Below are 19,976 nucleotides of genomic sequence, written 5' to 3'. Positions count from 1 at the left end.
TCGGCGGCCGGGTTTGGTAACACCGGTGCCGAGCTGTTCAACAAGGGTGGGCCGTATCTGGCGCGCGGCGCCGCCGACCTGGTGCCGACGGCGCAGCTGCTGGACACCTACAGCCCCGAAATCTACTGCCTGATGCGCAGCGAACACGATGCGTTGCCCGCCACCGGGGCGGCCGAGGGCGGCTTCAACGGCTACTCGCTGAACATGGACACCGAGGTGCTCTCCGGGCTGGGACTGATCGCGAACCCGGTGTCCGCGGTGCCCGTCCTGGCGTCGTTGGTCGGCGGCATCGCCGGAGTCGTCGGCGGCGCACCCAACCCGTACATCTGGCCGGAGAACCTGCCGCGGGTGAACGCGCGCGGCGGGCCGGGCGGCGCTCCTGGCTGCTGGCAGAAGGTCACCCGCGATCTGTGGCCGGCGCCCGAGCTGATCATGGACACCGGCAACAGCATCGCGCCCTACAACCACCTGGACACCGGATCGCCCTATGCCATCGAATACGTCTGGGGCCGCCAGGTCGGCGACAACACCATCAATCCGTAAAGCGGACGCCGGCGTCGTGAGAACGCGTTTCGTACAACCAGTTTCGGCCTCTGTCAGGCCTGGGTGGTCGCCGGCGGCCGCGCGCTGGATTTCACGTCCCGGCCTGCGCCGGCCGACATCGAGGCGGCCTCGCCGCGAGCCAACCCGACCGTCGCGACGATCACCACAACCAGCGTGGCCGCCAGCACAAACCATTCCCAGCCGCCGGCTGCCAACGTCTCGCGGAGCACGATGATGCCCAGGATGCCGCCCACCACCGGCTTCGCCACGATGATCGTCGGCAGCGACGCGGTGAGCGCGCCGGCTCGATACGCCGATTGGTGATAGACCATTCCCGCCGCCCCGCAGAACACCAGCGCGTACAGCTCGAATGACACCCACACCTGACCCGGGTGGTGCTCCAGGATGTCCACCACGCCCTTCATCAGCACGGCGAACACCGCCAGCAACGTGCCGGCGACGGCCGCCAACAGCAGCGCCGCGACCGGGCGATCCGCCCAGATCCGCGCGCCCAGGAGCCCGAGCAACAGCAGCGGGCCGATCACCACGGCGACCACGATCCAGATGTGCAGCGGCGCCCGCTGCTGGCCGCCGGTCGGGTCCCCGACCGCGATCAGCACCGCCAACGCCACCGCCAGCACCAGCGCCCAGGTCCACTCCCGGCGGGTGATCCGGTTACCGGTCATCCGCGAATAGATCGGCAGGGCGAACAGCAGGGCTGTGACCTGCAACGACATCACCAGCAACACCGAGCCCTTGTCGAGCGCGGCGGCCAGCAGCACGTAACTGCCGATGTCCCCCAAACCGCCCAGCCACCAACGCTTGTCGCGCAGCAACATGCCGAACAACGTCAGGTGGCCCACCCGTTTGTCGGTGACCTCCTGCGCGGAACGCTGCCGCACCACGTTGCCGATCGCGGACGCCAGCGCGGCACACAGGGCGATAATGGCCGCCAGATGCGCGTCCGACATGGCATTACCTCCTGGCTGGGTGCGATGGCGCTACCCATCCAATCTAGCCACCACCCGGACCTCCGGCGCGTCGAAGGTCACCGGGCCAGCGAACACGGCGTCAGAGCGGGAACTTCGTCCCGGTGAGCCGCTCGGACAGTTCCCACAGCGCACTCGCGGTGCCCGCGCGCTTTGCCGGCCAGTTCCGCCACGTCGGCTGGGTGCGGCCGTACAGCCCGAACCGCGGCCCGACGAAGGTGTCGCCCGGCAAATCCTGCGAGACCGCGTACAGCGTCTGGCGGGCGCCGAAGTCGGCGTCGGTGGACACGATCCGGTCGACGGCCAGCACCGCCGCGTCACCCAGTTTCCGGCCGGAGTTGCCCTGCAGGTTCGTGTGCGACCAGCCGGGGTGGGCGGCCAGGGCCCGCAGCGCTGTGGGGACGCCGTCCAGCCGCCGCTGCAGCTCCTTGGTGAACAACAGGTTGGCCAGCTTCGATTGGCTGTAGGCCAGCCAGGCCGAATACGGCCGGGACTGAAAGTTCAGGCCCTTGAGGCTGATGTAGCCGAAGTGGTGCATCAGCGAGGACACCGTCACCACGCGGTCGGTCAACTTGGGCAACAGCAGGTTGGTCAAGGCGAAGTGGCCGAGGTGGTTGGTGCCGATCTGACCCTCGAACCCGTCGACGGTCACCGCGTGCTTGGTGGCCATGATGCCGGCGTTGTTGATCAGGACGTCGACCTTGTCGACGCTCTCGGCAAAGCGCCGCACCGAGGACAGGTCCTGCAGGTCGAGCTGACGCACCTCGGCTGTCCCGGTCGCGGGACCGGTTGCCGAACCGGTCATGCGAGCGGCGGCCGCGTGGCCCTTGTCGGTGTTGCGGACTGCGAGGATGACGTGGCCACCCACCCGGAGCAATTCGCGGGCGGTGATCTCGCCCAGCCCGGCGTTGGCCCCGGTGATGACGATGGTCCGTCCGGCGAACGAGGGCAGCTGTGCTGCGGTCCAATCGGCCATGGCAGCCACCCTAACTTCGCGCTTGCGACCCCGGCCGGTGGGCCGACGGGCCGTGCGGCGGCGGGCGGGAGCGATGTCGGTCACCCGCCGCGCCCAGGTATCGTGCCTGGGATGACCAGCGAAACCCCACCTGCCGCGGGGATCGCCGGATGCATCTAGGCGTCATCGTCAATCCGAAAGCGCGGAAAAATCGCTCCGCTTCCCGCGATCGCATCGCCGAACTGCGTCGCATCGTCGGCCCCTGGGGCGAGGTGCACGAGACCAACTCGATCGAGGAGCTGCGCGACACCATCGCGCAGCTGGCGCCGCGGGTCACCCACCTGGTGGGCGACGGCGGCGACGGCGCACTGCACTGGTTGATCAACGAGATCGAGCACTGCATCGGCGATCCGCAACGCTGGCCCGCGTTCGTCCCGACCAACGGTGGCAGCGTCAACGCCGTCGCCCGCAAGGCCCGGGTGCGCGGGCGGCCCGAGGCGATCATCCGTGCGCTGACCGCGGCCGCCGAAAACGATCGGCCCCCGCCCGAGGTGGAGCTGGACACGTTGGTGCTCGACGGCGCCACCGCCGACGGCGCGGCGTTTCATCGGCTCTGCTTCGGGCTGGCCGCCGGCGGCGTCGGAAACCGTTTCTACGACCGGTATTACGACTCTCCCGATCACGGCCGGCTGGCCGTCGCGCGGGTGATCGCTCGCAGCTTCGGCGACTACATCACCTCCAAGGTCGCCCCCAGCCGAGTGAAGACGCCGAACTATGCGTCCATCCTGTTCACCCCGACGCAAGCGCGCGTGGTGATCGACGGCGACGAGGTCCCGTCGCGCACGCACAGCCTGCTGCACGCCGGCGCGATCGACCTGCGCATCGGCGGCCCACTTCGGTTGTTCCCCAAGGCTTCCGAGCCCGGTGCGCTGCATTTTCAGGCCGGATACCTGCGGCCGTCCAGGATCGTCGCGCAGCTTCCGACGGCCCTGACCAACGGCATGCTCCGCGGCGCCGGGCTACGCGATGTCAACGGCCGTGAGATGGTCATCGAGGCCGAGGACGAACCGCTGTCGCCCATCATCGACGGGGAGCGCTTTTTGGGCATCGTCAAACTGGTGGTCCGGCCAGGCCCGCGTATCCGCATCGCCCGGCCCGCCTAGCCCGGCACGCAGGCCGTTCGGCGGGCGGTCGCCGTGGTGGGCTCTGCAGCGCGAATCGAATTGCGTTTTTCGATTTGCAATTTCGCCATTGGGCGTGACGAAGATAATATTGTTGTGACCGTGCGTCCGATCGGCGGCGCAATCGAATTCCGTGAATTCGTAGATACGTAGTTCAGTATCTCAGGTGGTCGAACCGGCGTAACGCCAGCTCGCATGCCACTGAGATACTGAAGTCCGTATGCGCGGAGATCAGCATTAGTGCATTTAATTCTGCCATTTAAGTTTCACCTGTGAATGTGGTGTGCGACGGCCCTTAATGCCTATCTACGCTTTGCTCAGGACGGCCTCACGGCGCTACATTAGTCTTTATATTCACGACGGAAGTCGTTCTCGGGCTAAGCCAACCTGGAAGGGGGATCACTCCTACGATGGAGACGCTGATCGATTACCTGCAGATGTGGGAAGCGCAGAGGCCGGACCAAACCCTCTTCCGGTTCGTCGATGCCGACGGCCGCGAACTCGAGCACTACACCTACCAGGCCTTCGCCGAACGCACCCGCGAGCTGGCCGCCTACCTGTCCACAGAGGCCGGCCTCAAGTCCGGCGATCGTGCGCTGCTGGTCTACCCACCCGGTCTGGAAATGATCGCCGCGCTGTATGCGTGCGCGCGCATCGGGGTCATCGCCGTTCCGGTCAGCCCGCCCTTGCCGATGTCCTTCGATTCCGGACTGGCCAAGCTCAGCTTCATCGCGCGCGATTGCCAGGCGACTGCGGTGCTGTCGACGAAGCAGTTCGAGTACGACTTCCGCCTGCTGCTCGGCCAGCGCCGCGGGCAGGGCGTCTGGACGGACGAGTCCGACGCCGGCCTGCCGGACCTGCCCTGGTTCGCCACCGACGGTGCCCAGGACTTCGGCGGCGCCCCGGTCGCGGACACGCCCGGCGAGGTGCTCTTCCTGCAGTACACGTCCGGGTCGACCAGCAATCCCAAGGGTGTGATCGTCACCCACGCCAACGTCATCGCCAATGGCTCCGCCTTCACCGGCGACGTGGTACTGGCCTCGTGGCTGCCGCAGCATCACGACATGGGCCTGATCTCGGCCTACATGTTCATCGTGCTGCTGGGCGGGTCCACCCACGCGATGTCGCCCCTGGACTTCCTCGCCCGGCCCTCGTCGTGGCTTCGGCTCATCAGCGACGTGCGCGCCACCCACACCCCGGGACCCAACTTCGCGCTCGAGTACTGCCTGCGCGAGGACAAGCTGCCCGCCGCGGAGCTGGCCGGCGTGGACCTGAGCAGCCTCGAATGCATCGTGGTGGGCGCAGAACCGCTGCGCGCCAACACCTTCGCTCGCTTCCGGCAGCGGTTCGCCGAGTACGGCCTGCGGCCCGAGGCGCTGACGGGCGCCTACGGCATGGCCGAATCAACCCTGATCGTGTCGATCCGCGGGCGCCAGACCATCGCGGTCAACAAGCGCGGGCTGGAGCGCAACGTCGCGCGCGTCGAAAAGGCGTTGCCGGAGAACAGCAACCAGGTCGCGTTGGTCAGCTGCGGCAAGCCCATCGAGGAGACGCTGGTCCGCATCGTCGATCCCGAATCGCGCCAGGCGCTGCCCGACGGGCGGGTCGGCGAGGTCTGGTTGGCCGGGCCCTCCAAGGGCGCCGGCTACTGGAACCGTCCGGAGCTCACCGCCGAGATGTTCGGCGCCCACATCGCCGGCGATGACGAACACACCTTCCTGCGCACCGGCGATCTCGGTTTCCTCTACGAGGGTGAGCTTTTCGTCTGCGGCCGCAGCAAGGACCTGATCATCGTCCGCGGCGTCAACTGCTACCCCTCCGACATCGAAGCCGTCGTCGAGCGCACGGCCGCGCACGTCCGGAGCGGCTGCGTCGCCGCCTTCGCGGTCGAGCACGACGAGTCCGAAGCGCTGATCGTCGTCGCCGAGGTGCGCGACGAGCACAACCTTCCGGACGCCAAGTCCGTGGCCCGCGCGATCCGCCGGCACTGCCACATCGATCCGCACGCGATCGTCTTCGCGCCGCCGCGCAGCATCCCCAAGACCACGTCGGGCAAGATCCGGCGCGCTTCGACGCGCCAGCTGTGGCTGGACGACGAGCTGCCCGCCTTCGCCACCTGGGTCAACCAATCCGCCAACCGGACACACGGCGAACTGGGTGCCGGCGCCGGTCCGCTGGAACGCTTCCGCAACCTCATCGAGAGTTACGACCTCACCGGAGACGAGGACTGCTCGTTCGCCGATCTCGGCATCGACTCGCTGGCGCTGGCCGAGCTCCGCACGGACCTGCAGGCCCTGCTGGAGGAGAACGGCGCGGGGGAGCTCGCCGAAGAGGTCAACACCCGGCTGCTCCAGCGGTTGACGGTGTCCGAATTCTTCGGCCTGATAAGGCAATTCGGCGAGGGCTCCGGCCAGCCGCTCGAGGCCCTGCGCGGGGCGCTGGACAAGATTGCCGCCGAGTACGAGGCCCACGAGGCCGCCCAGATGCGGGCCGACGCGGCGCTGCCGCTGCCGGAGTTGGCGCCGGCGCGGCCGGGCGAGCCCACCGACCTGTTGCTGACGGGCGCGACCGGATTCCTGGGGCCGTTCCTGGTGAGCAGCCTGCTGTCGCGGACCTCCTACACCGTGCACGCATTGGTGCGCGCCACCGACCCCGCGCACGGCCTGGACCGCATCGTCGCGTCGCTGCGGCGCGCCCAGCTGTGGACCCCGGCGCTGGAAGCCGATGTCCGCGCCCGGGTGCGCGTCGTCTGCGGCGACCTCGCCCAGTCCGCGCTGGGCATTGGCGAGGCGGCCTTCCAGCAACTGGCGAAGGACGTCGATGTCGTCGTGCACAACGGCGCGCTGGTCAACTACGTGCGCACCTACGACGCGCTGCGGCCAGCCAACGTGGAGGGCACCCGTGAACTGTTGCGGCTGGCGATGATCAACCACCGCAAGGCTTTCCACCTCGTCTCCAGCACGTTCATCTACGGCTGGAGCACCGAACCGGTGGTCGGGGAGTGGGACGCCAACGAGAAGATGGCCGGCCTGGACTTCGGCTACTCGCAGACCAAGTGGGTCGGCGAGCAGCTGGCGCTGGCCGCGCAGCGCAAGGGACTCGACGTCCGCATCTACCGGCCCTCGCTGATCTCGCCCACCCGGGCGGGCTTCGGCAGCCAGGACGACATCCTGGTGCGCCTGACGGCGTTCATGATCGAGCACGGGGTCGCCGTCAACGCGCTCAACCAGATCAGCCTGCTGCCGGCGGACTTGATCGCGGATCACATCGTCACGCTGATGGGCCTGCCGGACGAGTCGGGCAGCGTCTTCAACATGACCGCGGACGACTACTACAACCTCACCGACGTCACCCGCATCCTGTCCGAACGCTACGGGTATCGCTTTGAGTACCACGACATCCCGTCGTTCACCGAGCAGCTGAACCGCCGCTGCACGCCGAACGACCAGATGTATCCGCTGGTCGATTTCCTCACCCGGTCGGCGGACAAGATCGCGGCCATGCGCGACAAGCGCTACGACAATACCCAGTACCGTCATCGGCGGGGCCTGACCAAGGTCCGGCTGCGCGAGCCGGCCCTGACCGAGACGGTCGATCATCTGGTCCGGTTCTTGCGCAGCGAGCGTCTGATCACTGAGGTAGAGGACGACGCGCAACGCAGCGCCTAGCCGCACGACTTGGCGCAGGACGGAAAGGGGTGGCGAAGATGTTCACCGTCGATGACAAGGCAACGGGCCCGCATGACGCCTCGCTCGACCACGAGCGGATCGTCCTGCAGGCGCGTGACGTCGACTTCGACTGGTCGACGCTGCCGTTCTACTACGTGCCCAACGAACCGTTCACCACCCACTTCTGCAATGTGCTGCATTTGTTGCTGCCCGCGGGCGAGGAATTCATCGTCGACGCCTTCAAGGACACCTTGCCGCTGATCAAAGACGATCAATTGCGTCGCGATGTGCAGGGTTTCATCAGCCAGGAGGCCATGCACTCCCAGGCGCACGCGGGGGTGCTCGGACACTTCGCGGCCAGAGGCATCGACGTGACGCCGTTCACCGACCAAATGCGTTGGCTGTTCACCCAACTCATCGGTGACCGGCCGCGGTGGAGCAGCCGCCGCCGGCAGAGCTGGTTGCTCGAGCGGGTGTCGATGGTCGCCGCCCTCGAGCACTACACCGCGATCCTCGGCGAATGGATTCTCGACACCCCACAACACGACGCAATGGGCACCGACCCGGTGATGCTCGACCTGTTGCGCTGGCACGGCGCCGAGGAAGTCGAGCACAAGGCGGTCGCGTTCGACACCATGAAGCACCTGCGCGGCGGGTACTGGCGGCAGGTGCGCACGCAGCTGCTGATCACGCCGGCGCTGCTGTGGTTGTTCGTCCGCGGTGTGCGGTTCATGTACTCGGTCGATCCCTACCTGCCGCCCGGTACCAAGCCGCGCTGGCGCGACTACTTTCGCGCGGCGCGCCGCGGGTTGGTGCCCGGGCCGTTCCAGTTCCTCCGGGTCATCGGCGCCTACTACACACCGAGTTTTCATCCGTCACAGCTCGGCGGGGTCGGGCGCGCCGTCGACTACCTGGCCCGGTCGCCCGCGGCCCGGGCCTCGCACTGAAACGGCACTGACGATGACCACCGAAGTGGCCCCAACCACGGTCGCCGCCTCCGACGGCGTGCGACTGGCGGTGCACGCCTACACCGACATCGACCCGGGCCGTCCGACGGTCCTGGCCATCCACGGCTACCCGGATAACCACCACGTGTGGGACGGGGTCGCCGAGATCTTGGGCCGCCGCTTCAATGTCGTGGCCTACGATGTGCGCGGCGCCGGGGATTCGTCGAAGCCGGCCAGGCGGGCGGGATACCGCTTCGGCCAGCTGGTTTCGGACATCGACGCGGTGATCGACAGCCTCGGGGTCGACCAGGTTCATTTGCTGGCCCACGACTGGGGCTCGATTCAGGCCTGGGCGGCGGTCACCGACGACGCGGTGATGAACAAGGTTGCCTCGTTCACGTCGATCTCGGGCCCGCACCTGAACTACGCAGGCAGGTTCCTGCGGTCCCCGCGGTCGCCGCGCGGCGTCTTCGACGTCCTCAAGCAGGCCTTGGCCTCGAGCTACATCTGGTTCTTTCTGTGCCCCGGCGTGCCCGAGCTGGCGATCTGGTCGCGGGCGACCGTGGCGGTCTTTGCGGCGGTGGAACTCATCGGGCGGCCGCGGGGCGCCGGGCATCGGCGCGCCGCGACCAGCCGCTCCATCCGCGACTATCTCAACGGGCTCAACCTGTACCGCGCCAACATGCCCAAGCCGATGCTCGCGCCCGGAAAACGGTTGCCGCAGACCACCGTTGCGGTGCAGGTGCTCGTCGCCCGCCAGGATTACTTTGTATCGCCCGCCCTGCAACGGTTTACCGGTTCCATCCCGAGGGGCGGCAGGGTCGTCCCGATCGAGGGCGGCCACTGGGTGGTCAGCGCATACCCCGAGGTCATCGCCCGGCTCACCGGCGAGTGGGTTGACCTGATCGCCCAGTCCGCGGACCGTCGCGGCATCGGCCAGGCGTGAGGTTGATTGTGGCACAAAGCATCTGGGACAGCATTCCGGCCGACCTCTACGGCCGCCGCAAGCGTGATCGCATGTACACGGCGTTGTACGGGGTCGGCGCGCTGTTCGGCGGCCTGGCCTCGGCGTCGCGGTGGACGTCCTCGCGCGTGCAGCCCGTTCAGCGCACCACCACCGCGGTGGTGATCAACCGCGAGCTTCTGGCCCCCGACGTCGTCGCCCTGACGGTGGCCGACCCGGCCGGTGGGTTGTTGCCGTCCTGGACGCCCGGCGCGCACATCGACGTTCGGCTGCCATCGGGACGCCGCCGGCAGTACTCACTGTGTGGTTCGCCCGGCCGACGCACCGACTATCGCATCGCGGTGCGCCGCATCGCCGACGGCGGCGGCGGCTCGATCGAGATGCACGACACCTTCAAGGTGGGGGACAGGTTCGAGTTCGAGGGTCCCCGCAACGCGTTTTATCTCGTCACCGACGAGCGCGAGGTGCTATTCGTGATCGGCGGCATCGGGGTGACACCGATTTTGCCCATGATCCAGACGGCCCAGCAGCGCGGAATCAATTGGCGCGCCGTGTATGCCGGGCGCACCCGCGATTACATGCCGCTGCTGGACGAGGTGCTGGCCGTGGCGCCGGACCGGGTGACGGTGTGGGCCGACGACGAGCGGGGCCGGATCCCCACCGCGTCGGACTTGCTCGCCGGCGCCGGGCCGGCGACGGCCGTCTACGTGTGTGGTCCCACCGCCATGCTGGAGTCGGTGCGCACCGCCCGCAACGAACACGCGAACGCGCCGCTGCACTACGAACGTTTCGGCCCGCCGCCGGTGGTCGACGGGGTGCCCTTCGAGCTGGAACTGGCCCGCTCGCAGCGGGTGCTTCAGGTGCCGGCGAACCGGTCGGCGCTGGACGTGATGCTCGACCGCGATTCGACCACCGCGTACTCCTGCCAGCAGGGATTCTGCGGCACCTGCAAGGTCAAAGTGCTTGACGGGCAAGTCGATCGGCGCGGCCGCACCGCGGAAGGTGACGACGAGATGCTGGTCTGCGTCTCCCGCGCGAAATCCGGGCGCGTGAAAATAGACGCGTGATCGATGCCTGAAGTCAGCGCCGGGTGCCCGTCAGCACGCGTGCGGGCAGCCACGGGGCGCCATACCAATAGTTGATGCCAAGACCGCGGCAGTTGAGGTTGGTCATCGCGTCAGCGAGGACCCTGGCGTAGTCGGTGACGTGCATGATGTCGACCAGGACAAGCCTGCCGCCGGGTTTGAGGACCCTGGCCATCTCAGCCACCGCGCGGCGACGGTCAGCGGAGTTGGAGATGTTGTGCACCGCGAGCGCCGAGGTGACGACGTCGAAGGAGCCGTCGGGAAAGGGCAATTCGGTCATGTCTGCGGTGTGCAGCCGGATCCGATCCGCCACATCGTAGGCGCGGGCGTTTTCCCGCGTACGCGCGGGATCGTTGCCGGACTGGTCCCTGCTGCGCCATAGGTCGACACCCTCGGCTCGCCCGCGGGGGAGCCGCTTGGCGACGGCGATCAGCACCGCACCGCTGCCGCAGCCGACATCGAGTAGGCGCTCATCGCCATTCAATGCCAGCCGGTCCAGTTCCCGGCGCCACGCGACGTGTTTTCCGCGCAACGTGGTGTGCAGATACAGCGCCGCCTGAGCGAACAACGCCGCGGCGGGAGCACGCCACCAGCGACCGCGAGAGCGCGCCACGGCCAGCAGCGCTACGCCGCCCAGCGCGAATCCCGCCGGCCAATAGGGCGCCTCGATCCCGTATCTGGTGGTGAACGGTACGTCCATCCCGCCATCTGCCTTCCCGCGTCGACCCGTTCGGTTCTTCGCTTACCGTGTTCCGTGTCTTGCCGAGGTTTCCTGTTGCAGTCGGGTGAGCAGGGCGTCAGCGAACGCGTCGCAATGGGTCACGAAACCCACGTGTCCGCCCGGCATTTCGGCCACATCGCGGTCGAGCAGGCGGCCCAATCGACGGCTCACCTCGTGATTGGGATAGCCTCGGCATTCCCGCCCCACCGCGGGGACGATGCGATCGGCCCATGGGCGCAGGGCTTCGGTGTTCACCTGCGCCGAGGTGTACTCGCGAAGCTCACGCTCGAACCAGTAGACCGCGTTCGCCACCGCGTGCGGGGAGTTTGGATTTCTGGACCGCTGCATGACCGCGTGGTCTACCGCCGGAAACGTACGTTCGCGGAACAGTTTCAACGCCGGGTCCGTTCCCGCGCGCCGGTATACGTCATAGACGTAGGCGAAGAACTCGATCCATTGCCGGCCTTGCGGATGCAAGCACATGGCGGCCGGCTCGAACAACACGGCGGTATCGATCACGTCGGCGTGCTCGAGCAGGAGACGCAGCGCCACAACGGCTCCAGAACTGGTACCGAAGACGGTGGCCTCTCCGCCGCCCGCCACGTGCTCGATGAGGCGCCGCGCGTCCGTGGCGTCGGTGGACAATCGCCGTGAGTAATCTTGTGGGCCGGCAAGGCGACTGCGGCTAAAGCCCCGCCGGTCGTATGTCGCTACCCGATAGTGTGCGGACAATCTGTCGGCGAGCGGCTCAAAGACGCCCGCATCGCCGTTGGCGCCGGGAATCAGCAACATCGGCGGGCCGTCGCCGCGGGTCTCGTAATACAGCTGGGCCCCTTCGACTTCCAGCACGCTCATCGCGGCGCCTTGCCACGGTAGCCGCCCGATCTGTCGTCGGCAGAAAACGGCTGAGCTCGCAGTAGCGCCGCATGTCTGAACGTGATCTCGGTTCCTTCGGCGAGAAACCGCGCAATGGCGTTGAGCTGGTGCTCATCGAACTCCGACAACAGGGTCGCGAGATCGCCACGAAACGGCTCGAACACGTCGTGTACCTGTTGAAACCGCGCCTCGACCGGACGCAGGATTTGTTTGCGTCCGTCTTGCGGGTGAGGATCGCGGTGGAGGTAACCGGCCTTCTCCAGGCGCGCCACCACACCGGTGATCGCACCGGTGGTCAACCCGGTGGCCGCGGCGAGTTCGCTGCCCGTCATCGCGGATCGCTCACGCAGCAGATCAAGACACTTCGTGTCCGTGGGGCCAAGCCCTAGCTTCTCGGCGACCGCGTGGTGGAAAAGCACTGCGGCCGTGCTGTATCGACGCGCGAGCGAGCCGAGCAGCAAGTCGACGAGACGGGCTCGCTTTGTCTTGACCGCCGTGGGCACTTTGAGACCCCTTCCGACATACCGGTAAAGTCGCTTAGATACTAAGCGATTTATTGAGTCATATGCAAGGCGTCGTGTTGCTGGTTCGCGGGCGCGACCGAGGCGCGTTCGTTGATCAATTCAGCGCCGCTACGTCATGCTTAGGCGATGCCGAAGAAATCGCTACCCGCGCCGGCGCGGCTGGAGACGGGCTCGGGGGAGCCGGTGCTGGGAACCTGGCGGGCCGCCGCACTGAGCATGGCCGTGATCGCGTCCGCGGCGTGGTACGGGCTGGGCGCCCTGGTGGGCGCGGTGGTGATGATTCCGGTGATCTACGCGCTGGCGCGGCTGCGCGGCCACGCGCCGCACGCGCGCAGCACCGCCGAGCTGATCGGCGCCGCCCTGGGCCGCCAAGCGGGGACGGCCGCGGGCATCGTTCAGTTGCTTGCCTACCTGGTGTTGGCCGCGGAGTTCGCGGCCACGCTCGGATTGCAACTGCTGCAGCTGCTTTGGCCCGATCAAGACCCCGTCAAGATCGTGTCGTGGCTGCCGGTCGGCGCCGCAGTCGTGGCGGTGGTGGTCGGTGCCGCCGCCTGTTGGGCGTCGACGCGCGTCGTGGCGACGCTGGCGATGCCGCTCGTGCTCGCCGGCCTGCTCCTCTACGGCTGCCTCGCGGTGTCGGTGACCGCCCTCGTCGCGTTGAGCACCGACCCCGTCGTCATCGGGACGGCCGCAACACCGCGCCCGCTGTCCGGCCAGCTCGTCGGCTTCGGCCTGGGAATGTTGGGCGTCGAACTGCTCACCGTCCGCATCCCGCGCGTCGCCAGGCCGGGACGATCCATGTCGCTGGCCGTCGTGCTGGTGGCCGCGGTGGCGGTGGTGTTGTGGGTGGGCGATCACCAGGGCGTGATAGGCCCGTGGCGATGGAGCGCCAAGATGCTGGCCGAGGCGGTGCCCGAGTTCTATGCCGACGAGGGCCGGCGGTGGCTCGCGGTGGCCGGCCTCGCGTTGGCGGTGGCCGCCGCGTTGGTTTCCGCCTGGGCCGCGGTGCGCGCCGCCGCGGGCCTGGCGGTCATGCGCGGGGCGCCGGCCGGCGCGGGCCTGCGGCTGGCGGTCGTCGCCCTCGTCGCGTTGGTTGGCGCCGTCGTCTCGGCGCACGGCGCGCGCTGGATCGGCCTGGCGATCCTGGGCGCAGCACCCCTGCTGTTGATGGCACTGTATGTGTTTGTCACAGAGGCTAATTCGCGACTGCCCGGGGACAGCGTGGTGGCCTGGTGGGTTCGGCTGGTGATGCCCGCCCTGGGCGTGGTGGCCGTGGTCAAACCGCTCGCCGACTCCGGGTTCGCCTCGGTGGAGGTGGCGACGGTGATCGCCGCCGCGATCGGGGTGGCTGCCGCGGGCGCCGCTGCGGTGCTGCTGGCGCGGCCGGGCGATCGCACCGCCGAATCTGAGTAGTCTTACGGATCCTCGCGGGTGGTGTGCTGCCGCAGTCTGATTGGCATGACCATCCCCAACAGCACGTCGAAAACCACCGCCGCCTTCTTCGTCCAGGCCGCCGTCGCGTTCGCGATCAGCTTCCTCGCCGCGCTCGGCGGGATCTACTTCCTGCCGCTTGACCCGTGGCCGCGATTGTTCCTCGGTGTTACCTTCCTGTTCCTGGTGTCGAGCGCGTTCACCCTGGCCAAGGTGATCCGCGACCAACAGGAGGCCGCGACCGTCCGGGTGCGACTCGATGAGGCCCGCATCGAAAAGCTGCTGGCCGACTACGACCCGCTCAACTCCGCGGGCTGAGTAGAACTACTCAGCGCCTACGCGTAGAAGTGCGCACGCCCGCGCCCGCGCCACCGGCGATGCTTTTCTCATCGCACGATTCCTGCTCCACCACAACGCTTCGGCGTTCACACCACAGAAGGGCAGTTCCGCTCCCATGACCACTCTTGTCAGGTTTCCCGACGTCGCCGAGGTGGCCGCGAGTACGCCGGCCGATCGTGATCGCGTCCTGGACGTCATCCGCATCACGTCGCTGGTCGGCGTGGTGCTCGGCCATACCGTGATGGCGGCCAGCATCATCCGCAACAATGTCCTGATCTGGGACAACCTGCTCACCACCTCGGCGCTGTTTCAGGCGATGACGTGGCTGCTGCAGATCATGCCGCTGTTCTTCTTCGCCGGCGCCGCGGCGTGCGTGTCCTCCTGGGCGCCGGGCACCAATTGGGGCGACTGGCTGATGAGGCGCTGCACCAGGCTGTTCCGGCCGGTGTTCTACTATCTGGCGTTCTGGGCAGTGACGCTGACCGTGCTGTATCGGGCGCTGCCGCAACACGTCTACGAGCCGATCGCCGGTGTCAGCACGCAGCTGCTGTGGTTTTTGGGGGCCTACGTTCTGGTGCTGGCCGCCATGCCGGTGCTGTACCGCATCACCACGGCCGGGCGCCTGGCCGCCGGGGTGGCGGCGGTCTTCGGGACGATCGCGCTGATCGACGTGATCCGCCTGCAGTGGCCGGCGCTGATGCCACTGGGTTATCTGAACCTGGCCGTCTGGGTGATTCCCGCGATGTTCGGTGTGGCTTACCGGCGCCGGTTGCTCGGTGGCCGCGCCGCGCTGACCGTCGCCGCCGTCTTCCTCGCCGTCGATGTCGCGCTGGTGCACTGGGGACCGTATCAGATCAGCATGGTCGGCACCGGCGATCACCACCTGTCCAACACCAGCCCGCCGTCACTGCTGCTGGCCGGCCACGCAATCATCCTGAGCGCGTTGGCCATCGCGGCCGCACCGGCGATCGCGCGTTGGGCGCAGCGGCCGCGAGTGTGGTGGTGGACCGCCATCGGCAACTCGGGCGCGATGACCCTGTACCTGTGGCACATGCCGGTGCTGCTGGGTGTGCACCTGATCTTCGATTACCTTGGCTGCCCACGCTTTCCGGGCGCGCATGATTTCCTCGCCATCAGCCTCGCGCAGGTGCTCATCGTGGTCGTCACGGTGGCGGTGCTGTTCGTTGCGCTGCGGCCGCTGGAGAACAACCCGCTGTCCGGCTGGGACGGCGCGCCCGCGGTGACGTCACGGGGCCGGGGCGTGGCCGTCGGTGCCCTGCTGTGCGCGGCCGGCGTGGCGCTGCTCGCGGCGATCAGGTGGGGCCTCAAAGACGACGGGCTGGTGTGCATGGCCGTGGTGGTGACCGCACTGGTGAGCGCGCGAATCATGGCCCAGCACAAGGGCGCGGTACCGGTCGGCGGAGGCCACGCCGCGACGCGGTAGCCCAGAGGCGTCGGCCCGCGGGGCAAGTGCGGTTATCCGCCCGCCCCGCGGGTCACGGCTCTTCGTCCAGGCCGTGCTCAATGGCGTAGCGCGCCAGTTCCACCCGATTGGCGACCTGGAGCTTGCGGAAGGTCGCCTGCACATGGTTTTCCACCGTGCGGTGGCTCAACGACAGCCTCTCGGCGATCTGCTTGGCGGACAGTCCTTTTGCCACGTAGCGCAGCACCTCCGTTTCTCGTTCGGTGAGGCTGGGGCGGGCGGGCCCGTCGTCCTTGCTCTGCGCGATGCGCCGGTATTCGCCCAGCACCAGCCCGGCCAGGCTGGGGGTGAACACTGCGCGGCCGGCAGCGGTGGCCGTCACCGCCTGTGCCAGTTCGGCTTTCGAGGCGCTCTTGACCAGGTATCCCGTCGCACCGGCTTTGACCGCCTCCAGCACGTCATCGCGCTCGTCGGATGCCGACAGCACCAGCACCCGCGTCGACGGTGACACCGCGAGCACCGCGGCGGTCGCCTGCGCACCGTCGCCATCGGTCAGCTGCATGTCCATCACCACCACGTCGGGCTTGACCACGGCGGCCCGCCGCCCCGCGGCGGCCACGCCGTCGGCCGTGGCGACCACCGCGAAGCCCTCCTCGGCCAGGTCGCGGGCGACCGCGTCACGCCAGATCGGGTGGTCGTCGACGACCATCACGCTCGTCGGCGTCTCGTCATCCGCCATGGCGTTCCTTCCGGCGTGGCACGCACAACTCCCACTCGGTGCCCTCCCCTGGGGCGCTGTGCAATTCGGCGCTGCCGCCCAGCGCCGTCAGGCGTCCCACGATCGATTGGGCGATGCCCAGCCGTCCCTGACGAGACGCCTCCTCGAGTCGGCCGGCGGCAATCCCCACCCCGTCGTCGCGGACACTGACCACGACCGAATCGCCGAGGTCCTCCACCAGCACGTACGCGTGCGCCTCCGGACCGGCATGGGCGATGACGTTGTCCAGCGCGTTGCCCACCGCGGCGTCGAGTTCCGTTGCCGCCCAACGCCCCAGCGGCACCGGGGTGCCGGGCAGGCTGAACGAGAAGCGATCGGATTCCCGGCACCGCAGCAGTGAGCGCAGGTCGAGCGTCACCCCGTCGGCATCCGCCTCGATGTCCGTGCCCGCCAGCCAGCGCCGCAACGCGCGCTCCTGCTCGCTGGCCAGGTCGGCGAGTTCTGCTGTGGCGCCGCCGATCTCATGGCCCTTCTTGGCGACCAGCGCCAGCACCTGGATCGCTCCGTCGTGGACCTGCCGGGACAATCGGTCGCGTTCGGCCACCGCGGCGCTCAGTTGGGCCGCTCGTTGCAGCTCGGCGTGGGCGCGCCGTGCTGTCTGCGCGGCCATCCCGATCGCCATGCCGATCGCCAGTTCGATGATGACGGTGGCGTTGTGCCCGAGGTTGAGCGCGAGGTAATCCTTGACCGCGAAATTGGTGGCCATCACCGCCAGGCCCGTCAGCATTCCGCCGGCGGGGCCGAACTGGATGGCGGCGGAGATCGTGGGGTTGCTCGCCCACAACGTCGTCGGCCAGGTCTGGTTCTCGGCCGCCCAGTGCGGGCTCGCGACGAGACTGTTCGACCACATCAGCAGGACGACGACCACGAGCTCGGCCAGCACCCACGCCGGCCGGCGTCCGAAGCCGCGCAGGTAGGCGACCGCGCAGGCCGCGCTCCAGCCGATCAGCGCGCCGAAGAGCACCCAGCCCAGCACCGGCCGCATTAGATCCGGATTGATCGCGATTTGAAAGCCGGTGGCGTAGATGCAGCTCAGCAGCCGGAACACCTGGGCCGCGCGCCACAGGGGCGTGGTGGGATCGGGGCCGTGGTTCGCCATCGTCGTCAGCATAGGGGCGAAGGGCCCCGCGGCGGGGCGGCCACGGAGATTGGCCGAAAGTCCCTCGAGTTAGAGCCGTCCTGCCCTCGTGCTGTCGAGAACAACGCGTGATGGTGGATACCGGCAAGGCGCTAGGAGAGAAGGGGGACCATGGCATGAACGACCGCTTTCCGGACGCCGGGACGATCCGAACCGCCCTGACGCTGGCCTCACGCGCCCCGTCGGTGCACAACACCCAACCGTGGCGGTGGCGCGTCGACGCGACCAGCCTGCAGCTGCACGCCGACGCCGGCCGCCAGCTGCCCAACACCGACCCCGATGGCCGCGACTTGGTTCTGAGTTGCGGCACGGCGCTGCACCACTGCGTTGCGGCGTTCGCGGCGGTGGGGTGGCGGTCCAAGGTGTTGCGGCTGCCGAACGTTGCCGACCCGAATCACCTCGCCACGCTGCAGCTTTCGCCGTACCCCGCCGATTCCGTCGACATCGCACTGGCCGCGGCGATACCGCGGCGGCGCACCGATCGGCGTTATTACAGCTCCTGGCCGGTGCCCATGGGCGACATCGCGCTGATGGCGGCGCGGGCCGCGCGCACCGGCGTCACGATGTGTCAGGTGGAAGACATCGAGGCGCTGCACGGCATCGTCGCGCAGTCGGTCCGTGATCACCTGACCCAGGACTATCTCGTCGAGCTGGCGGCATGGAGTGGGCGCTACTTCTCGGTCGCCGGGGTGCCCGCGCGCAATGCGCCGATATCGGACCCGCAGGCCAAGATCCCGAGCCGGCTGTTCGCGGGTGCGGCGCTGCCGATGGCACCGGACTCGTCCCCGGCCGACGACAACGCGGTGGTGCTTGCGCTGGGCACCCGCCACGACGACCGGTTGGCCCAGCTCCGCGCCGGTGAGGCCACCAGCGCGGTGCTGCTCACCGCGACGTCAACCGGCCTGGCCAGTTGCCCGGTCACCGAACCGCTGGAGACGGCCGGCACCCGCGAGGCCGTACGCCGCGACATCTTCGGCGACAGCAACTACCCGCAGATGCTGCTCCGGGTGGGTTGGGCGCCGATCAACGCCGATCCGCTGCCGGCGACGCCGCGACGTGACCTCGACGACTTCGTCGAGTGGGCGAGCTGACCGCGGGCGCTAAACGTCACTCGGTGGTGATCCGAACTGGAACCTGCGGCCGGTGACACTTTCCGGCACGATGCGCACATAGTGCGTCTTCTCCGGCCTGGTCCACGGCAGCACCTGCGCGCGCTCGGCCTCCTCGAGTTCCTCCGGAGTGTGCAGCGAGCGCGCCTTGCCCCTGACGATCACGCTCCACGCCTCGGCGACGTTGTGGTCGTCGACTTCGAAGAGCACCCGATTGTTGATCGCGGAGCTGACCAGCTTGGTGCCCCCCGCGGTGCGGAACAGCACGGTTCGGCGCTGGACGACGTAGTTGACCGGGAAGATATCGGGCTGGCCGTCGGCGTAGGTGACCAGCCGCCCCAGCGCCGCGCTGCCCAGCAGTTCCCAGCACTCGTGCACCGGCAGGATGACGACTCCCTCATCGGTCATCGAAAGCTCCTTTCCGCGGGTGCGGTTGACGCCGCAATAGACCACGGCCGCAACACTATTGGCGCATCACCGGCCGGGGCGTCGGCCGAAGGTCCCGACCCGTGGGGACCAAAGTCGTTGAACCCGTTGCGTCCCGGCGGCTGCCTTCGAAATATGGGATATTGGGTGGGTCGGTCGCAATCTTTCCAGTTGCCAGACCGGCAGGAAAGGGCTCGCCATGGTCAAGGTGTTCCTGGTCGACGACCATGAGGTCGTCCGTCGCGGTCTTTCCGATCTACTCGCCTCCGATCCGGATCTCCAGATCGTCGGCGAGGCGGGCACGGTGGCCGAGGCGAAGGCGCGCATCCCGGCGTTGCAGCCCGACGTTGCCGTGCTCGACGTTCGGCTACCCGACGGCAACGGCATCGAACTGTGCCGCGACCTGGTGGCGGATCACCCCGACCTGCGCTGCCTGATGCTGACGTCGTTCACCTCCGATGAGGCGATGCTCGAGGCGATCCTGGCCGGCGCCAGCGGATTCGTGGTCAAGGACATCAAGGGCATGGAGCTGGCCCAGGCCATCAAAGAGGTGGGCGCCGGCAAATCGCTGCTCGACAACCGCGCCGCGGCCGCGCTGATGTCCAAGCTGCGCGGCACGACCGCGCGCAAGGACCCGCTGTCCGGATTGACCGAGCAAGAACGCACGCTGCTCGGACTGCTCAGCGAGGGACTGACCAACAGACAGATCGCCGCGCGCATGTTCCTCGCGGAGAAGACGGTGAAGAACTACGTATCCCGGTTATTGGCCAAGCTCGGCATGGAGCGCCGCACCCAGGCGGCGGTGTTCGCGTCGAAACTGAATCAGCGGTCCGGCCCACCGTCGAGTGCGCCGGACTGGTCGGGGTGAGCGGCGGCGAG

The 19,976-nt window shown here is 68.2% G+C and carries 19 protein-coding genes; 11 read left to right on the top strand and 8 right to left on the bottom strand.

Annotated features, from left to right (window positions below):
• On the top strand, nt 1-543 hold a 543-nt coding region (locus tag A5646_RS09075), incomplete at its 5' end, for an MCE family protein (RefSeq protein ID WP_197505151.1).
• Nucleotides 544-596: 53 nt separating this feature from the next.
• Here A5646_RS09075 and A5646_RS09070 read toward each other — a convergent pair.
• Nucleotides 597-1,514, bottom strand: coding sequence for a DMT family transporter (locus tag A5646_RS09070; protein ID WP_066871095.1), 918 nt, complete (start codon nt 1,512-1,514; stop codon nt 597-599).
• 100 nt (nt 1,515-1,614) lie between these two features.
• Nucleotides 1,615-2,508, bottom strand: a complete 894-nt coding sequence (locus tag A5646_RS09065) for an oxidoreductase (protein WP_067021316.1) — start codon at nt 2,506-2,508, stop codon at nt 1,615-1,617.
• Nucleotides 2,509-2,657: 149 nt separating this feature from the next.
• On the opposite strand from A5646_RS09065, the gene A5646_RS09060 reads away from it, so the two are divergent.
• The 5 genes from A5646_RS09060 to A5646_RS09040 all read left to right on the top strand — a co-directional run bounded on the left by A5646_RS09060 (nt 2,658) and on the right by A5646_RS09040 (nt 10,314).
• Nucleotides 2,658-3,650 carry a diacylglycerol kinase family protein gene (locus tag A5646_RS09060; RefSeq protein ID WP_067021314.1) on the top strand — a complete coding sequence of 331 codons (993 nt, stop codon included), beginning with the start codon at nt 2,658-2,660 and terminating at the stop codon, nt 3,648-3,650.
• Between the two features lie 428 nt (nt 3,651-4,078).
• Nucleotides 4,079-7,336 carry a thioester reductase domain-containing protein gene (locus A5646_RS09055; protein WP_066876888.1) on the top strand — a complete coding sequence of 1,086 codons (3,258 nt, stop codon included), beginning with the start codon at nt 4,079-4,081 and terminating at the stop codon, nt 7,334-7,336.
• A 38-nt stretch (nt 7,337-7,374) separates the two neighbouring features.
• Complete coding sequence (locus A5646_RS09050; protein WP_066876919.1) at nt 7,375-8,283, top strand: metal-dependent hydrolase; 909 nt, start codon at nt 7,375-7,377, stop codon at nt 8,281-8,283.
• 13 nt (nt 8,284-8,296) lie between these two features.
• Nucleotides 8,297-9,229 (top strand): alpha/beta fold hydrolase, encoded by a 933-nt coding sequence (locus A5646_RS09045; protein ID WP_066876890.1) that lies wholly within the window; start codon nt 8,297-8,299, stop codon nt 9,227-9,229.
• A gap of 2 nt (nt 9,230-9,231) precedes the next feature.
• A complete protein-coding gene (locus tag A5646_RS09040) occupies nt 9,232-10,314 on the top strand; it encodes a PDR/VanB family oxidoreductase (RefSeq protein ID WP_066871077.1) in 1,083 nt (360 codons plus the stop codon).
• Nucleotides 10,315-10,327: 13 nt separating this feature from the next.
• Here A5646_RS09040 and A5646_RS09035 read toward each other — a convergent pair whose 3' ends face one another.
• The 3 genes from A5646_RS09035 to A5646_RS09025 are packed head-to-tail and all read right to left on the bottom strand — an operon-like array spanning nt 10,328 to nt 12,432.
• Nucleotides 10,328-11,032, bottom strand: a complete 705-nt coding sequence (locus A5646_RS09035; protein WP_066876892.1) for a class I SAM-dependent methyltransferase — start codon at nt 11,030-11,032, stop codon at nt 10,328-10,330.
• Nucleotides 11,033-11,074: 42 nt separating this feature from the next.
• On the bottom strand, nt 11,075-11,908 hold the full coding sequence (locus tag A5646_RS09030) for an alpha/beta fold hydrolase (RefSeq protein WP_066876894.1): 834 nt from the start codon (nt 11,906-11,908) through the stop codon (nt 11,075-11,077).
• On the bottom strand, nt 11,905-12,432 hold the full coding sequence (locus tag A5646_RS09025; protein WP_067021312.1) for a MarR family winged helix-turn-helix transcriptional regulator: 528 nt from the start codon (nt 12,430-12,432) through the stop codon (nt 11,905-11,907). Before A5646_RS09025 ends, A5646_RS09030 begins: the two co-directional genes overlap by 4 nt.
• A 147-nt stretch (nt 12,433-12,579) precedes the next feature.
• On the opposite strand from A5646_RS09025, the gene A5646_RS09020 reads away from it, so the two are divergent.
• The 3 genes from A5646_RS09020 (at nt 12,580) to A5646_RS09010 (ending at nt 15,667) form a co-directional block, all read left to right on the top strand.
• Nucleotides 12,580-13,866, top strand: a complete 1,287-nt coding sequence (locus A5646_RS09020) for a hypothetical protein (RefSeq protein ID WP_067021310.1) — start codon at nt 12,580-12,582, stop codon at nt 13,864-13,866.
• Nucleotides 13,867-13,911: 45 nt separating this feature from the next.
• Nucleotides 13,912-14,202 (top strand): YiaA/YiaB family inner membrane protein, encoded by a 291-nt coding sequence (locus A5646_RS09015; RefSeq protein WP_066871062.1) that lies wholly within the window; start codon nt 13,912-13,914, stop codon nt 14,200-14,202.
• Between the two features lie 136 nt (nt 14,203-14,338).
• Nucleotides 14,339-15,667, top strand: a complete 1,329-nt coding sequence (locus A5646_RS09010; RefSeq protein WP_067021307.1) for an acyltransferase — start codon at nt 14,339-14,341, stop codon at nt 15,665-15,667.
• Between the two features lie 52 nt (nt 15,668-15,719).
• Here A5646_RS09010 and A5646_RS09005 read toward each other — a convergent pair whose 3' ends face one another.
• Together A5646_RS09005 and macS are read right to left on the bottom strand one after the other, a co-directional pair.
• Nucleotides 15,720-16,385, bottom strand: a complete 666-nt coding sequence (locus tag A5646_RS09005) for a response regulator transcription factor (protein ID WP_066871056.1) — start codon at nt 16,383-16,385, stop codon at nt 15,720-15,722.
• Entirely contained in the window at nt 16,375-17,535 is a 1,161-nt protein-coding gene (gene macS / locus A5646_RS09000) for a MacS family sensor histidine kinase (protein WP_066876905.1), read from the bottom strand. Before macS ends, A5646_RS09005 begins: the two co-directional genes overlap by 11 nt.
• A gap of 143 nt (nt 17,536-17,678) precedes the next feature.
• Between macS and A5646_RS08995 the strand changes: the two genes are divergently transcribed.
• Nucleotides 17,679-18,653: an NAD(P)H nitroreductase gene (locus A5646_RS08995; protein WP_066876906.1), complete on the top strand. Its 975-nt coding sequence runs from the start codon at nt 17,679-17,681 to the stop codon at nt 18,651-18,653.
• Nucleotides 18,654-18,662: 9 nt separating this feature from the next.
• Here the strand turns inward: A5646_RS08995 and A5646_RS08990 are convergent, their stop codons facing one another.
• Complete coding sequence (locus A5646_RS08990; protein ID WP_066876921.1) at nt 18,663-19,079, bottom strand: pyridoxamine 5'-phosphate oxidase family protein; 417 nt, start codon at nt 19,077-19,079, stop codon at nt 18,663-18,665.
• A gap of 217 nt (nt 19,080-19,296) precedes the next feature.
• Here A5646_RS08990 and A5646_RS08985 point away from each other — a divergent pair, with 217 nt between their 5' ends.
• A complete protein-coding gene (locus tag A5646_RS08985; protein ID WP_066876907.1) occupies nt 19,297-19,965 on the top strand; it encodes a response regulator transcription factor in 669 nt (222 codons plus the stop codon).
• The last annotated feature ends 11 nt before the right edge of the window (nt 19,966-19,976 follow it).

This window comes from Mycobacterium sp. 1245499.0, assembly GCF_001673615.1.
Classification (GTDB): domain Bacteria; phylum Actinomycetota; class Actinomycetes; order Mycobacteriales; family Mycobacteriaceae; genus Mycobacterium; species Mycobacterium europaeum_A.
Note: the sequence above shows the minus strand (reverse complement) of the source record. Positions and strands in the feature narration are given on the sequence as shown.

Coding starts and splice junctions, on each gene's coding strand:
- A5646_RS09015 (WP_066871062.1), top strand. CDS start 13,912: ATGACCATCCCCAACAGCACGTCGAAAACCACCGCCGCCTTCTTCGTC.
- macS (WP_066876905.1), bottom strand. CDS start 17,535: ATGCTGACGACGATGGCGAACCACGGCCCCGATCCCACCACGCCCCTG.
- A5646_RS09055 (WP_066876888.1), top strand. CDS start 4,079: ATGGAGACGCTGATCGATTACCTGCAGATGTGGGAAGCGCAGAGGCCG.
- A5646_RS09035 (WP_066876892.1), bottom strand. CDS start 11,032: ATGGACGTACCGTTCACCACCAGATACGGGATCGAGGCGCCCTATTGG.
- A5646_RS09005 (WP_066871056.1), bottom strand. CDS start 16,385: ATGGCGGATGACGAGACGCCGACGAGCGTGATGGTCGTCGACGACCAC.
- A5646_RS09020 (WP_067021310.1), top strand. CDS start 12,580: ATGCCGAAGAAATCGCTACCCGCGCCGGCGCGGCTGGAGACGGGCTCG.
- A5646_RS09070 (WP_066871095.1), bottom strand. CDS start 1,514: ATGTCGGACGCGCATCTGGCGGCCATTATCGCCCTGTGTGCCGCGCTG.
- A5646_RS08990 (WP_066876921.1), bottom strand. CDS start 19,079: ATGACCGATGAGGGAGTCGTCATCCTGCCGGTGCACGAGTGCTGGGAA.
- A5646_RS09050 (WP_066876919.1), top strand. CDS start 7,375: ATGTTCACCGTCGATGACAAGGCAACGGGCCCGCATGACGCCTCGCTC.
- A5646_RS09060 (WP_067021314.1), top strand. CDS start 2,658: ATGCATCTAGGCGTCATCGTCAATCCGAAAGCGCGGAAAAATCGCTCC.
- A5646_RS09045 (WP_066876890.1), top strand. CDS start 8,297: ATGACCACCGAAGTGGCCCCAACCACGGTCGCCGCCTCCGACGGCGTG.
- A5646_RS08995 (WP_066876906.1), top strand. CDS start 17,679: ATGAACGACCGCTTTCCGGACGCCGGGACGATCCGAACCGCCCTGACG.
- A5646_RS09010 (WP_067021307.1), top strand. CDS start 14,339: ATGACCACTCTTGTCAGGTTTCCCGACGTCGCCGAGGTGGCCGCGAGT.
- A5646_RS09065 (WP_067021316.1), bottom strand. CDS start 2,508: ATGGCCGATTGGACCGCAGCACAGCTGCCCTCGTTCGCCGGACGGACC.
- A5646_RS09030 (WP_066876894.1), bottom strand. CDS start 11,908: ATGAGCGTGCTGGAAGTCGAAGGGGCCCAGCTGTATTACGAGACCCGC.
- A5646_RS08985 (WP_066876907.1), top strand. CDS start 19,297: ATGGTCAAGGTGTTCCTGGTCGACGACCATGAGGTCGTCCGTCGCGGT.